The 15,494-nt window shown below is 38.5% G+C and carries 12 protein-coding genes; 4 read left to right on the top strand and 8 right to left on the bottom strand.

What is annotated here, in order from left to right:
* Nucleotides 1-34 precede the first annotated feature (34 nt).
* The 3 genes from ACZZZC_RS12175 (at nt 35) to ACZZZC_RS12165 (ending at nt 3,545) form a co-directional block, all read left to right on the top strand.
* Complete coding sequence (locus ACZZZC_RS12175) at nt 35-766, top strand: MIP/aquaporin family protein (RefSeq protein WP_463482280.1); 732 nt, start codon at nt 35-37, stop codon at nt 764-766.
* A 196-nt stretch (nt 767-962) separates the two neighbouring features.
* The gene (locus ACZZZC_RS12170; RefSeq protein ID WP_463482279.1) at nt 963-1,634 is read left to right on the top strand and encodes a 3'-5' exonuclease; all 672 of its coding nucleotides are present in this window, start codon (nt 963-965) and stop codon (nt 1,632-1,634) included.
* A gap of 3 nt (nt 1,635-1,637) precedes the next feature.
* Nucleotides 1,638-3,545: a DUF294 nucleotidyltransferase-like domain-containing protein gene (locus ACZZZC_RS12165; RefSeq protein WP_463487320.1), complete on the top strand. Its 1,908-nt coding sequence runs from the start codon at nt 1,638-1,640 to the stop codon at nt 3,543-3,545.
* A 63-nt stretch (nt 3,546-3,608) separates the two neighbouring features.
* Here the strand turns inward: ACZZZC_RS12165 and rplT are convergent, their stop codons facing one another.
* The 8 genes from rplT to ACZZZC_RS12125 form a co-directional block, all read right to left on the bottom strand.
* Nucleotides 3,609-3,953 (bottom strand): 50S ribosomal protein L20, encoded by a 345-nt coding sequence (gene rplT, locus ACZZZC_RS12160; protein WP_029285460.1) that lies wholly within the window; start codon nt 3,951-3,953, stop codon nt 3,609-3,611.
* Nucleotides 3,954-4,025: 72 nt separating this feature from the next.
* A complete protein-coding gene (rpmI, locus tag ACZZZC_RS12155; RefSeq protein ID WP_010600880.1) occupies nt 4,026-4,226 on the bottom strand; it encodes a 50S ribosomal protein L35 in 201 nt (66 codons plus the stop codon).
* A 29-nt stretch (nt 4,227-4,255) separates the two neighbouring features.
* Entirely contained in the window at nt 4,256-4,825 is a 570-nt protein-coding gene (gene infC / locus ACZZZC_RS12150; RefSeq protein WP_463487319.1) for a translation initiation factor IF-3, read from the bottom strand.
* A gap of 17 nt (nt 4,826-4,842) precedes the next feature.
* Nucleotides 4,843-6,768 (bottom strand): threonine--tRNA ligase, encoded by a 1,926-nt coding sequence (thrS, locus tag ACZZZC_RS12145; RefSeq protein ID WP_463482276.1) that lies wholly within the window; start codon nt 6,766-6,768, stop codon nt 4,843-4,845.
* Between the two features lie 246 nt (nt 6,769-7,014).
* Complete coding sequence (locus ACZZZC_RS12140) at nt 7,015-7,914, bottom strand: hypothetical protein (protein WP_463482275.1); 900 nt, start codon at nt 7,912-7,914, stop codon at nt 7,015-7,017.
* 122 nt (nt 7,915-8,036) lie between these two features.
* Entirely contained in the window at nt 8,037-8,774 is a 738-nt protein-coding gene (locus ACZZZC_RS12135) for a (Fe-S)-binding protein (RefSeq protein WP_056848838.1), read from the bottom strand.
* Between the two features lie 26 nt (nt 8,775-8,800).
* The gene (locus ACZZZC_RS12130; RefSeq protein ID WP_463487318.1) at nt 8,801-10,108 is read right to left on the bottom strand and encodes an MFS transporter; all 1,308 of its coding nucleotides are present in this window, start codon (nt 10,106-10,108) and stop codon (nt 8,801-8,803) included.
* A gap of 118 nt (nt 10,109-10,226) precedes the next feature.
* Complete coding sequence (locus tag ACZZZC_RS12125) at nt 10,227-12,119, bottom strand: RecQ family ATP-dependent DNA helicase (protein ID WP_463487317.1); 1,893 nt, start codon at nt 12,117-12,119, stop codon at nt 10,227-10,229.
* Nucleotides 12,120-12,193: 74 nt separating this feature from the next.
* Here ACZZZC_RS12125 and ACZZZC_RS12120 point away from each other — a divergent pair, with 74 nt between their 5' ends.
* A complete protein-coding gene (locus tag ACZZZC_RS12120; protein ID WP_463482272.1) occupies nt 12,194-15,421 on the top strand; it encodes an amidohydrolase family protein in 3,228 nt (1,075 codons plus the stop codon).
* The last annotated feature ends 73 nt before the right edge of the window (nt 15,422-15,494 follow it).

The following is a 15,494-nucleotide window of genomic DNA, read 5'->3' as shown; positions in this document are numbered from 1 at the left end:
AATTGTATCAAAAATATTTAACCAAATATTCATCATGACAGAATTTGTTGCAGAATTTATTGGCACAGCGTTGCTGATTCTACTTGGAAATGGCGTAGTGGCAAATGTTGTACTCAACGGCACAAAAGGAAATAATAGCGGTTGGATTGTAATTACCACAGCCTGGGCATTGGCTGTATTTGTAGGGGTAGTTATCGCGGCGCCCTTCAGCGGGGCACATCTAAATCCAGCGGTAACCATCGCCTTAGCCATTGCACAAAAATTTAATTGGGTTAAAGTTCCATATTATATTTTAGCCCAGCTTTGTGGTGCTATTGTTGGCTCTTTTTTAGTGTGGGTAATGTATAAAGATCATTTTGATGCTACCGAAGATAAGGGGTTAAAAGCTGCCCCATTTGCAACGGCACCGGCAATAAGGAATCTAAAATCAAACCTATTCTCAGAAATCATAGGAACATTTGTTCTCATTTTCGTGATTTTCTACTTTACAAATGCCGAGATGGGCAGTGATAAAACACCCATTGGCTTAGGTTCGTTAGGTGCAATTCCAGTTGCATTTTTAGTTTGGGTAATTGGCCTTGGACTCGGAGGTACAACGGGTTATGCAATTAACCCCGTTAGAGATTTAGGTCCCCGGATTGTTCATTCGATCATTCCCATGAAAGGAAAAGGCACAAGTGACTGGGCTTACAGCTGGGTTCCAATTGCCGGCCCAATTATTGGAGCAACTTTAGCTGCTTTGCTTTACTTATCTCTAAACTTATAAAATAGGATCTTCACTGTAAAAGCGGTGAAGATTTTTTCTTAATAAGTTGAGGTAACAATAGTTCAATTAAAATTTCCGCTTATAGAAATTAGATTCACTGATTTTATTGCTTTCTGCCTACAACGTGGCTTCAAGACAGGATTTAGGCTTAGGATAAATTCCTATATTTGGTATCGAACTAATCAAGTATAAGCCTGTGCAAAATTATTTTCTCGTTGTTGATACCGAAACTTCAGGCCTGCCCAAAAACTGGAAAGCTTCCTATACTCAGGAGAACAACTGGCCTCATATCATCCAAATCGCCTGGATCATTTACGATGAACATTATATCGAAATTCAGAGGAAAAACCATTACATTAAAAATCCCGACATTGCTTTAGATGTAGCTTCGCAGAAAATCCATCACATTACTCATGATTTTTTAGAGGCTAACGGCGCTTCAGGATTAGAAGTAATGATGGAATTTAAAAAAGATATTGACAAATATAAACCCTTGGTAATTGGTCACTTTATCGAGTTCGATTTCCATATGATTAATGTCGAATTCTCCCGCCTGGGATTAAATGATATCTTCAATGGCATCGACTTTTTTTGTACCATGAGTGCAAGCAGGCCTTATGTTAGAAACCCTTCTGTAGAACTGCTTAAATTGAATGAGTTTTATGAAGAGCTGTTTGCTGAGGCACCTGAGGATTATCATAACGCACTGGCAGATACATTAAATACATCAAAAATATTTTTTCATCTCCTGAAAACCGGAATGGTTGATCATGATGCGATAAGAAAACAATCTGATAATTTGTTAAAAGCAAACGAACAAAAAACTGAAAAATCCCGTAATTTTATAAATCGCCTATTCCCGTTATAATTCATGAAAGAAAAAATTGATTTTCTGGCCGCTACCCTTCCCTACAGTGTGCTGCCCGATCAAGTTTTAGAAGAATTAGCCAATCTGGTTGAAGAAGTCGACTTCCCTGAAAACACCAGGCTATTTGATGAGGGAAATCATAAGGTTAAAGGGGTTCATATCATGGTAGAAGGAAGTTTTGAAACTTTTTTCTTAGATAGTCAGCAAGCAAAACGCAAGGTAGAAATATATGGACCAGGCACAACTTGTGGAGGGATTTCGATCTTGTTCAATAAAAGGAAGCCTATTAAAACAGTTGTGGCACAGACGGGTACGAAGGCTCTTTTATTACCAAGAAAAATTTTCAAAGCAATTTGTGCAGAATATGAGGAGTTCTTCGATTTTTTTGCAAATGATTTTGGCAAGAGAATGCTTGATGATGAATACGCTCATTTTTACAAGACGAATGGATCACTTGAAGATAATTATTTAGTTGTTGATCAACTTTATTCTTCGAAAATAAGAAGCATTGGCTACAGGCAAATCATCTATTGTAATAAAAATACCCCAATTTTCGAAGCTGCAATTAAAATGGCGGAGAATAAAACGAGCTGCCTCTTTGTAAGGGATGAGCAGGAGCAATATGTAGGTTTCGTAACCGATATTACACTACGGGATCGGGTAATTGCTGGTTTAATAGATCCGAAGCTGCAGATCAGCAATGTTATGGATGATAAAATCATCAGCATCTCCACCAACGCCTATGTTTATGAAGCCATATTACTCATGTTTAGCAGTAAGTCGCGGTATTTGCTTATAGAAGATGAGGGTAAATTCATCGGTTTTCTGAGCAGAAACAGGCTGTTGAGTGAGCAAACAAAATCTCCTTTAGTATTTATACAATCGGTGAAGAGCGCCACAAGCAATGAAGAGCTGAAAGCAAAATGGCAAAAAGTACCTTCCATTGTAGCGCAACTACTCGACCGTGGGGTGCATGCCGAGATTGTGAATGAAGTGGTTACCACCATTGCCGACACGATTTCGAGTAAAATTATAGAAGATGTGATCCGTAAACTTGGTCCACCGCCTGCCAAATTTGTATTTATGGTACTTGGAAGTGAGGGAAGAAAGGAACTTTCGTTAAAAACAGATCAGGACAATGCTATTATTTACGGAGACACTCCTGAAGATCAAAGAGCAATGGTTAGGAGCTATTTCCTCGATTTTGCCACTCAGGTTTCGGATAAATTAAATTATGTAGGTTTTGTGTATTGCGATGGCGATTACATGGCTACAAATCCCAATTGGACGCATTCCTTATCACACTGGAAATACAATTATAAAAACTGGATAGAAGAAGCATTACCGGAAGCAGCGGTTAAGTTCGCGGCTTTCTTCGATTGCCGGGCAATATATGGCGACGCTGAAATTATGGATGATCTACGTCATTTTGTTGACGACGAATTGAAGAAACCCATTGAAAAATTTTATGTTTACCTGGCCAAGAATGCGCTGCTTTACGAACCACCTCTAACCTATTTCAGAAATATAAAAACACAGAAGATAGAGAGCAGAGAGGTATTTGACATTAAAACGGCTATGACACCGATTGTGGATCTGGTAAGAGTTTATGCGCTTCAGAATAGAATTTTCCAAAAGGAAAACACAGGTGAACGCCTAAGGGCTTTGAAAGACTTAGGCGTTTTTAGCCAAAGTCAATTCAATGAGTTGACACAGTCTTATTATTACTTGATGGGTTTGCGGCTAAAAAACCAGGCGAACCAAATCATCAAAGAAAACAGGTCGCCAAGCAACCTGATTGAAATTAATAATTTAACAAAAATTGAAAAAGTTACTTTAATCGAAATATTTAAGACCATCTTAAATTTTCAAAGCGGAATAAAAATGAAGTTTACCAACAGCCTCATTTAAACTAAAAAAGGGAACCAAACTGGTCCCCTTTTTTTAATATCATTAACGCCTAAGCGAGAATTTCTATTTTACTGCATCGATTACAGCTTTGAAAGCTTCTGGGTGATTCATTGCTAAATCAGCCAATACTTTACGGTTTAAACCGATTTCTTTTGAAGCAAGTTTACCGATTAATTGAGAGTAAGAAATACCGTGCTGACGAGCACCTGCATTAATACGTTGGATCCATAATCCGCGGAATTCTCTTTTCTTAACTTTACGGTCACGGTATGCATATTGCAAACCTTTTTCTACTGTGTTTTTAGCAACCGTAAAAACTTTACTTCTTGCACCCCAATAGCCTTTGGCCATATTAAGGACTTTTTTCCGTCTTCTTCTCGAAGCTACTGCGTTTACCGAACGTGGCATGTTGTTGTTGTTTTTTGGTAAGCGGCGTTCATTTAAGAATCTTTAATGCCTGATACCTGGTGAATTAATAAATTACTTTCCGATACAAAGCATACGTTTAACGTTACCTGAATCTGCATCTGTTACAATTCCTGCATTTCCAAGAGCACGTTTACGTTTAGTACTCATCTTTGTTAAGATGTGACTTTTGTATGCTTTGTTTCTTTTGATCTTACCTGTTCCAGTAAGCGAAAAACGCTTTTTAGCACTGGAATTGGTTTTCATTTTTGGCATAACCTGTTTTTTAATTTATAAACCTATTTTTATTTTTTTATTACTTTAGGCGCAACTGTAAGGAACATACGTTTACCTTCTAACTTGGGTAATAACTCTACTTTTCCTACATCTTCCAAAGCCTGGGCAAACTTTAACAATAAAATTTCACCCTGTTCTTTGTAAACGATTGCTCTACCTTTAAAATGCACATAAGCCCTAACCTTCTCACCGTTCTCTAAAAAGCTTACTGCATGTTTAAGTTTAAATTGAAAATCGTGGTCGTTCGTATTAGGACCGAAACGAATCTCCTTAATTACAGTTTGTTTAGCATTGGCTTTAATTTCCTTTTGCTTTTTCTTTTGTTCGTAAACGAACTTACTGTAATCAATAATTCTACAAACTGGAGGCACCGCATTTGGAGATATCTCTACCAAATCCAATTCAAGTTCATCAGCAAGTGCCAAAGCTTTTGCCAAAGGATAAATCCCCGGTTCAACATTATCGCCAGCCAAACGCACTTCAGGCGATTTAATGTACTGATTAATGTTATGTTCTGCTTCTTTTTTCTTAAAAGGTGGACGTGGTCCCCTGTTAAATCCTGGTCTTCCTAATGCCAAATGTGTATTATTTTAATTTAAACTGTTATTTCTTTTCTTAATAAATTGTTGAATTCCTCCAACGTCATTTCGCCTAAATCTCCCTCACCATGTTTACGTACTGAAACTTTACCTTCAGCCATCTCTTTATCACCGATAATGAGCATGTATGGGATCTTTTTAACTTCCGCATCGCGGATTTTACGTCCGATTTTCTCGTCTCGAAAGTCAATCAGCCCGCGAATATCGGAATTATTTAGTTCATCTAAAACTTTTTTTGCATATTCTTCATATTTTTCTGAGATAGGAAGAATAATAAATTGCTCCGGACTTAACCATAAAGGGAAATTGCCAGCGCAATGTTCTATCAATACTGCAATAAATCTTTCTAATGAACCAAAAGGCGCACGGTGAATCATTACAGGTCTGTGTTTTTGATTATCACTACCAGTATATTCCAACTCGAAACGTTCTGGCAAGTTATAATCAACCTGAATAGTACCCAATTGCCATTTTCTACCTAAAGCATCTTTAACCATAAAATCCAGCTTCGGACCATAAAAGGCCGCTTCACCATATTCTACTACAGTATTTAAACCTTTTTCAGCAGCCGCTTCAATGATTGCAGTTTCAGACAATCTCCAGTTTTCGTCAGAACCAATGTACTTCGCTTTGTTCTCCGGATCTCTTAACGACACCTGAGCAGTATAGTTTTCAAAACCTAATGATTTGAATACATAAAGTACCAAATCGATTACTTTCTTGAACTCTTCTTTCACTTGCTCCGGCATACAGAATAAGTGTGCATCATCTTGAGTAAAGCCACGTACACGGGTTAAACCGTGTAACTCGCCACTTTGTTCGTAGCGGTAAACTGTACCAAATTCTGCAAAACGAACCGGAAGATCTTTGTAAGAACGTGGTTTGGTTTTGTAAATTTCGCAGTGATGCGGGCAGTTCATCGGTTTTAAGAAGAACTCCTCTCCTTCTTGCGGCGTTTTAATTGGCTGGAAAGAATCTTTACCATATTTCTCCCAGTGGCCAGAAGTTACATATAAATTCTTGTGACCGATATGTGGCGTAACTACTTGTTCGTAACCGGCTTTCGCTTGTGCTTTTGTTAAAAAGTTAACCAAACGTTCACGTAAAGCAGTTCCTTTAGGCAACCATAGCGGTAAACCCATCCCCACTTTTTCTGAGAACGCAAATAACTCTAATTCTTTTCCCAGTTTACGGTGATCGCGTTTTTTCGCTTCTTCAATCATCGCCAGGTATTCAGTTAACTCGCTAGCCTTCGGAAACGTTACGCCGTAGATACGTGTTAATTGTTTTTTGGTTTCATCACCACGCCAGTAAGCACCGGCAACATTCATCAATTTAACAGCTTTTACAAAACCAGTATTTGGAATGTGTGGCCCGCGACATAAATCAGTAAACTGACCTTGAGTATAGAAAGTGATTTTTCCATCTTCCAATCCATCAATTAAATCCAGCTTGTACTCGTCGCCCTTTTCTGTAAAATATTTAATTGCATCAGCTTTGCTTACGCTTTCACGTACAAAAGTTTCCTTTTGTTTAGCCAACTCAATCATTTTGGTTTCAATGGCTTTGAAGTCATCAGATGAAAATTCTTTGTCGCCAAAGTCTACATCGTAATAAAAACCCGTTTCAATAGCCGGACCGATACCAAATTTTGTACCTGGATAAAGTGCCTCTAAAGCCTCAGCCATTAAGTGGGCTGATGAATGCCAAAAAGTTGATTTCCCGGCAGTGTCATTCCAGGTCAACAGTTTTACTGAAGAATCAGCATCAATTGGACGTGTTGAATCCCAAACTTCGCCATTAACTTCGGCAGCTAAAACATTGCGGGCTAAGCCCTCAGAAATTGATAATGCAATTTGATGGGCAGATGTGCCCTTTTCGTACTGACGGACAGAACCATCAGGTAAAGTAATGTTAATCATCTACAACTATGATTTGTTCTTAATCGCTTTGCGGGAAAGCTTTAGAACGGTTTAAAAAAAATGTTAGTTCGCAATCACATACAAAGTGATTTTTAATTATCGCGAAGATAATGAATTTTCCCTACTATTTTGAATTAATGGGGATGAAACACTAAATTATGCTTCAAGAAAACAACAGTTAGATGCATAAAAAAAGCCTGCTCATTTGAGTGAGCAAGCTTCAGTAGGAAAAAATATTTTTAACTATTATTGGCCGATTACTACCGTTCTACCTCCTCCGAAGTTTCCACCTGGGCGATTATTTCTGAAACGTTTCATCATGTTTTCCATTTTGACTTTGTACTCGTCTTCTGTAATAAGCTTTGCTTTTTTTGGAGCGGTAACATCTTTGGTGCTCACACCCCGGTATTCAATGCTTTTAGCCATGGTACTGTTACCCTTACTTTCTATAGCTAAAACTGTACCTTCAGTCCACATTTTAGGATTCGGAGAAAAATTGAAACCCAAATCATTAGTATACCAAATATGAGTTTCTTCAGTTATATCTCTATCTTCACCTAAAATCTTCATTGATCTGATAGATTTTACAATCACTTCCTTACAATCAAAACCGATAATTTTTTTGGTTGCATTGGTTTTTTCTATTACGATTTTTGGTGCAACAATAGGTTTGGGTTTTGTGGTATCACCTGGATTTCCACCTCCCATTCTAAATGAACCAATCGGTCCTGAAGTTGAAAGTGTAAGTTTGCTAGGCATGTAATAAGTGGTGTCGTTTAAATCAAACACTTCTGATAGTTTTTGATCTGCAAAAGAATAATAATATTCTCTATTCCCGCCTGCACCACCAAAACGCATCATCATACGGCCCATACCGCCGCCACCGCCACCACCGTTACTGTCTTCGGTTTCTTCTACGGGCATATAACTAGCATTAGTTGCGGTAAACAGCAATTCAAAATTGGCTTTACTTGTCGATGGCATCCGGGCTATCGCTTGTTCGGGTAGTTTGACGCCACTTGCAGCCATCATCGCCGCTGGATCTGTAATGGTTTCAAATTGTATTGCTCCCGAAGTTTTCTTTTGCGCATTTGCTACTGATGCAAAAGATAAAACGCCTAGTAAAGCGAAAATTATTTTTTTCATGGGTTCTGTGTTTTGTGTTTTAGATACGAAAGCTGAGAAAAGGTTTAACAAAGATATTTCAGATTTAATGTGAAACCTGTTAAAAAGTGTTAAATACTTAAAGATCAGTGGTAATATCTTCGTTAATATTCGGTACTTTCTAACCAACCATTACATAAAACATCGGCAATATGCATGGTTTTTATGGGAAGTTTATTTTTATCGATGTAACCTTGAAGGTGTAGGAGGCATGATAAATCGGTAGAAATAATGTAATCAGCTTGTTGTGCTAAAGCATGGTTTACCTTTTGTTCGGCCATGGCTGATGAAATGGCATCAAATTTCACTGCAAAAGTACCACCAAATCCACAACACATATCATTATCAACAAGATCGAGCATCTCTAAACCATGTACTTTAGATAGCAGCTGCCGAGGTTCGTCTTTAATTTTGCATTCACGAAGTGCGCTGCAAGAATCGTGGTAAACCGCTTTACCCTCAAGTTCGGCACCGAAATAGTCTTTTTTAGCTACATTAACCAAAAAATCAGAAAGTTCCCAGATGTTTGACTGTAAGCTTCGACATTTATTGTGAACGATTGTATTGGTAAACAAGTCATTAAAACCGCCTTTAACCATACCCACGCAGGATGCTGATGGTGCAACTACGTAGGTGTTCTCCGTAAAATCGTTCAAAAATTTAGTACCTACTTCTTTTGCTTCATCCCAATAACCAGCGTTATAAGCCGGCTGACCGCAACAAGTTTGTTTTGAATTGTATTCAACTTTGCATCCCGATTTTTCTAATAACCTTAACGTATTAAAAGCGGTTTCAGGATATAATTGGTCTACAAAACAGGGAACAAACAATTCTACTTTCATCAACAAATATTCTTTAGCTTACAAACTTACAATTTTACTGTTTCTTTGCGCTCGATTTTTTTCAAGATTACCAAAAACACCAATCCAATAATAAAAAATGAAGCTAAAGCGATAATGGAGAAGCGAATGTTTCCGGTTAAATCCTCGATATAAGCAAAGCTAAAAAGTCCGATTACGATGGCCAGTTTCTCGGTAACATCGTAAAAACTAAAGAATGAAGTGCTATCTGGCGTATTTTCGGGTAAATATTTTGAATAAGTAGAACGGGATAAGGATTGGATTCCGCCCATAATTAGGCCTACAATAGCTGCTAACGAATAAAATTGATATTCATTTGAAATGTTATATCCATAGATACAACAGCCAATCCAGATGATTACAACCATCATTAACACATTAACATTTCCCCATTTTTTTGCCAAAAATGACATAAGCAATGCCCCTGGAATAGCAACGAGCTGAATAATAAGAATCACAGCAATTAGTTTAGCTGTACCTAATTTCAGTGTTTTTTCAGCGAAACCTGCAGCGGCCAACATAATGGTTTGTACACCCATTGAGTAAAAGAAAAACGAAAATAGAAAGCCTTTGAGCCTTTTGATTTGCTTCAATTGCGTCCAAACTTTCGCCAATTCACTGAAGCCATCCTTTATAATATTGGTTTTTACTTTGCCTGTTTGAGGCGTTCCGTTCGGAAGAACGGAGAACGGAATCTGTGAAAAAACAATCCACCAAACACCTACTAAAAGAAAAGATAACCGTGGAGGAAATGAAGCATCTACAATCCCAAACCATTCCGGCTTAAGCACAAAAAGAAAACAAACTAATTGTAGCACTACTGAACCTATGTAACCATAAGAAAAGCCTTGAGCGCTTACGCGATCCTGATGATCCTCGCTGGCGATTTCAGGTAAGTAGGAATTACTAAACAATACGCCTCCAATATAGCCCATTGCCGCCAGCACAAAGAAAACAATGCTGATTTGCAAGGTATCAAGTTTAAAAAAATATAAAGCCATACAAGCCAAACCGCCCATATAGGTAAAAAATTTCATGAAAGATTTTTTGTTCCCCCTCCTGTCTGCAATAGACGAAAGGATGGGCAAGGCCAGCGCCATAATCAGATATGCAAATGATAAGGCATAGTTAGATAAAGATGTGTTTACAAATGTTCTGCCTAAAAAAGTTACTTTATCGCCATGCTCTTTTGTGGTGGTAATAATGGTGTAATAGGCAGGGAAAATTGTTGAGGTAATGACTAAATTATAGGCAGAGTTTGCCCAATCAAAGAAAGCCCAGGAACGGATGGTTTTCTTGTTGTTTTTTTCTATCATTTTTCGCTTCGCGGATGATTATACTGATTATTGGATTATACGGATATCAAAACTAATATTAATTCACAAATTGAGTGGCGTTTTCACAAATCTTCAATCGCAATTCTTAAATCTAAAATCAAATGTAATACTTCTTCCCATCAGTTTTTATTTTGCCTGCATCTAATAATTCGCGAATGGCAGCTATCCGTTCATTTTCAGCTCCATTTTTTATATGCTTAACCAAATCATCTAAACTTATTGGCTGTTGTTGAAGCAAAGAAATGATTTCAAACTCTATTTCATCGTTTAGCTGAACTTCGTTTTCTGCCCTTTTTTCTGCCAGGCAAACATCACAAACCCCACATTTTGTCGCCGTATGTTCATCGAAATAATTTAGTAGTTGGATACTTCTGCATTTTTTTGTGCTGGTGTAAGCCACCACAGCACTTACCTGTTTTAATAAAATTTCTTTTCTCAGTTCAAGGTATTTCACATCTAGATCAAAGTGATCCATATCTACCCGTGAACGAACGTATTGTAATTGCGGTTGATCAGTCTGCTGTATGTAAGTTAACATTTCAATAGACTGGAGTTTGTTTAATATGGCAATCACATCCTTGAAGGAAATACTCAGTTTCTTGGCTAAATCGGCTTCATTTATTTTAACGAAACCATCGAAGGCACCGCCGTGAGAACGAAGAATTGTTTTAATCACTCCGTCGTATGCTTTATTTTCTATTTGAAACCGATACACATCCTCATGCCCAACAATAAACATCAGCCTCGATGGCAAAAATGCACTTTCTGAAAGTGTGATGTAACCATCATGCTCCAAAAATTTTAACGCGGAAATTGTTTTTAATACACTTATATTGAATCGCTTACAAAAATCAGCGATATCAAAGGTAAAGGTCAACCCTTCGCCAGCGCCGAAAGCCAGCTGGAAATAATTTCCCAGGTAATGATACACCTTTCTGATCTCATCCGGAGATGGAAAACTATTGATGTAGCGAGATTCAAGACTTAAAACGTCGGATTGATTTGCGAGCAAAACCGCATAGCTTCTTTTTTCATCACGGCCTGCCCTTCCTGCTTCCTGGTAATATGCTTCAAGGCTTTCTGGTAAATCCAGGTGAACCACGAACCGAACATCTGCTTTGTCAATCCCCATCCCGAAGGCATTTGTGGCCACCATAATTCTGGTTTTGTTCAGTTTCCAATCTTCCTGTTTATGAAAACGCACATCCCGATCTAAGCCTGCATGATAAAAATCGGCTTTAATTTGATTGCGGTTTATGAAGTTAGAAACTTCGGCAGTTTCTCTTCTGTTTCTAACATAAACTAGCCCAGTGCCTTTAACATTCCGGCAAATCTCTATCAGTTTTTTATATTTATCTTCCTGTCCGAAAACAACATAACTTAAATTATCTCGAGCAAAACTTTTAACGAAAACCTGTGGGTTTTTCATCTCCAACTTCTCTACAATATCTTTGCGTACAAATTCTGTAGCCGTTGCAGTGAGTGCCAAAACCGGTACACCCGGAAGAATCTCTCTTAACTTGGAAATTTGTTGATATGGTGGACGAAAATCATAACCCCATTGCGAAATACAATGCGCTTCATCAACAGCGATCAGGTTTACGTTCATGTAAGAAATACGTACACGTACCAACTCGGAAAGCAATCGCTCGGGAGAAAGATAAAGGAATTTAATTTTGCCGTAAATGCAGTTATCCAATAAGATATCAATTTCGCGTTTGCCCATACCAGCATAAATGGCAATAGCCTCAATACCTTTCGATTTTAAGTTTTCTACCTGGTCTTTCATCAACGCAATAAGCGGCGAAACCACAATGCAAATTCCCTCTTTTACCAATGCAGGAATTTGAAAACAGATCGACTTACCACCACCAGTTGGCAGAAGCGCAAGGCTATCTTTGCCCTCTAAAACCGAAGCAATAATTTCTTGCTGTAAAGGCCTGAAAGCTTGATGGCCCCAATATTTTTGTAAAATCTCTATTGCTGTCATAAATCGGCGGTATCAAAACTATAAAAAAGCTGTTGATATTGCTAAATTGCGCCACAATTAATCAAAAATATAGAATGAAACACCTCTACCTTCTATCTGCACTTTCGCTTTTATTTTTAAACATAACCGCCCAGGAAAAAAAATGGGATGTTGAAAAATACCAGGGAACTACGAAAAATTTCACGCTAAATACCGATGAAGGAACCTGGATGAATTTGGACGTAAGCGCCGACGGACAGGAAATTGTTTTTGACTTATTGGGTGATATTTACACCATGCCCGTTTCTGGAGGTCAGGCCAAACTAATTAGTGGTGGCATTGCTTACGACGTACAACCAAGGTTTAGTCCGAATGGAAAATATATTTCTTACACCAGCGATAAAAGTGGCGGTGACAATATTTGGATTATGAATCGTGATGGTTCTGGCAAAAAGCAGGTGACTAAAGAAAGCTTCAGGCTTTTAAATAACGCCACCTGGATGCCAAACAGCGAATATATTGTAGCCCGTAAGCACTTTACAGCAGGCCGCTCATTGGGTGCTGGAGAAATGTGGATGTATAACATTAATGGTGGTGATGGAATTCAATTGACTAAACGCAAGAATGACCAGCAAGATGCAGGCGAGCCAAATGTTTCGCCAGATGGACGATATCTCTATTTCAGCGAAGATGTTAGTCCCGGGCCAAACTTCGAATACAGTAAAGATCCAAACGGAACCATCTATGCCATCCGCCAATTAGATTTAAACACCGGAAAATTAACTACCCTTATCAATCAACAAGGTGGTGCCTGTCGTCCGCAGGTTTCGCCTGATGGCAATTTAATTGCTTTTGTTAAGCGGGTTCGTTTAAAATCAACCCTCTATGTTCAGAATATTAAGACTGGCGAAGAATGGCCTGTTAATGAGGATTTGTCTCACGACCAACAAGAAACCTGGGCTATTTTTGGTGTTTACCCAAACTTCGCCTGGACGCCAGACAACAAAAGTTTAATATTTTATGCGAAGGGCAAAATCAGAAAAACAGAAATCGCTAATTTGATTACATCCACTATTCCATTTCAGGCCAATACGGTTCAAACGGTTCAGCAGGCCTTGCATTTCGAACAGCAAGTGTACAATAATGATTTTTCAGCAAAAATGTTGCGCCAGTTAACAACATCACCAGATGGAAAAACGATAGTATTCAACGCAGCCGGATTTTTATACAAACAAGAGTTACCAACAGGAACACCTGAACGATTAACAAGTGGAATGGATTTCGAATTCGAGCCCAGTTTTAGTCCCGATGGCAAGTTTGTAATTTACACTACCTGGAGTGATGAACTCCGCGGAGCGATTAAAAGAACTGATATTAAATCTGGTAAAACCATCACTTTAAGCGATGAAAAAGGATTTTATTATTCTCCTCAATATTCTACCAAAGGGGATAAAATTGTGTTTAGAAAAGGAAGCGGTAATGATGTTTTAGGCTATAATTATGGTCGTGGAACGGGAATTTTTATTATGCCTGCTGCTGGCGGTACTAAAACTTTGGTTTCAGATAATGGAATAAAACCATCTTTTAACAATCTAGATACTCGAATCTATTTCCAAAGTTATGCGGATGGTAAAAAGTCTTTAAAAAGTATCGATTTAAATGGTGCTAACGAGAGAACACACTTTACATCACAATATGCAAATCAGTTTGCGGTGAGTCCTGATAACAAATGGCTTGCTTTTAATGAGCTTTTTAATGTATACGTCACCCCAATGATTAATGTAGGAACGGCCCAGGATGCATCGGCTGGAAATAAAGCCATTCCTGTGGCAAAAGTTACAACAGATGGTGGTACTTACATGCAATGGAGCGCTGATAGCAAAAATCTTCATTGGACATTAGGCCCGAAATATTTCACTATTGATGTGAAAAATGCTTTCAATTTTGATGGTGCTACCCCGAAAACACAAGCCAGTTCAATTGATATCAACCTCACTTTAAAAAGTGATGCTCCTACCGGAATTGTAGCCCTAAAAGGCGCCCGAATTATTTCAATGAAAGGTGATGAAGTGATTGAAAACGGAACAATCTTAACAGACGGAAATAAAATTACGGCAATAGGAAAAGCTGATGCAGTGGCGATACCTGCAAATGCGAAGGTTATTGATGTAAACGGCAAAACAATTATGCCTGGAATTATTGATGTTCATGCGCATTTACGCACCAGTCCTGATGGGATTTCGCCACAAAATGATTGGAGCTACATGGCTAATTTAGCTTTCGGTGTAACTACTTCTCATGATCCATCAAGCAATACTGAAATGGTTTTTAGCCAGAGTGAAATGTTAAAAGCAGGAAGAATGGTTGGGCCAAGGTTATATTCGACCGGTTCTATTTTATACGGAGCCGATGGCGATTTCAAAGTGGTAATCAATAGTCTTGACGATGCATTGGCTAATTTGAAACGGCTTAAGGCAGTTGGCGCTTTTTCAGTAAAATCTTACAATCAGCCTCGCAGAGAGCAGCGCCAGCAAATTTTGGAAGCTGCCCGACAGCTAAAAATGGAAGTGGTGCCAGAGGGCGGTTCTACATTTTTCCATAATATGAACATGGTTGCCGACGGACATACGGGAATTGAGCACAGTATTCCAGTTTTACCGGTTTATAAAGATGTAACTACCCTTTGGAACAATACCACCGTGGGTTACACGCCAACTTTAATCGTTGCTTACGGCGGTCAGTGGGGAGAAAATTACTGGTACGATAGAACTAATGTTTGGGAGAATGAAAAGTTAATGACTTATACACCTCGTTCGATTATCGATTCGAGGGCAAGACGCAGAACCACCTCAGAATATAGCGATTACAACCATATCGATATTGCAAAAGCCACGAAACAAATTGCAGATGGTGGTACAAAAGTAAATTTGGGTGCTCATGGGCAAATACAGGGTTTAGGTGCACACTGGGAACTCTGGATGTTTGTTCAAGGAGGATTTTCGCCATTGCAAGCCATTAGAAATGCTACTTTAAACGGCGCACATTATTTAGGAATGGACAAAGAAATTGGTTCATTGGAAGTTGGCAAATTAGCAGATTTAGTCATTATGGATGCCAATCCTTTAGACGACATCAGGAACTCCGAAAAGATTAAGTATGTGATGATTAACGGCAGACTGTATGATAGCGCCACGATGAATGAAGTGGGTACGAGAGAAAAACTTCGTAGCAAATTGTGGTTCGAAAGCGCAAAAGGCAATGGATTTGTAATTCCGAATAGCGAATCAGAAACATGGACTTTTACCGTTCCACATTGTGATTAATTTTTTCCCGCAGATTAAGAGGATTTACGCAGATTCTTTTAGTCTGCGGGATATGCGTTATCTGCGGGGAAAT

The organism is Pedobacter sp. AC212, assembly GCF_979258625.1.
Note: the sequence above shows the minus strand (reverse complement) of the source record. Positions and strands in the feature narration are given on the sequence as shown.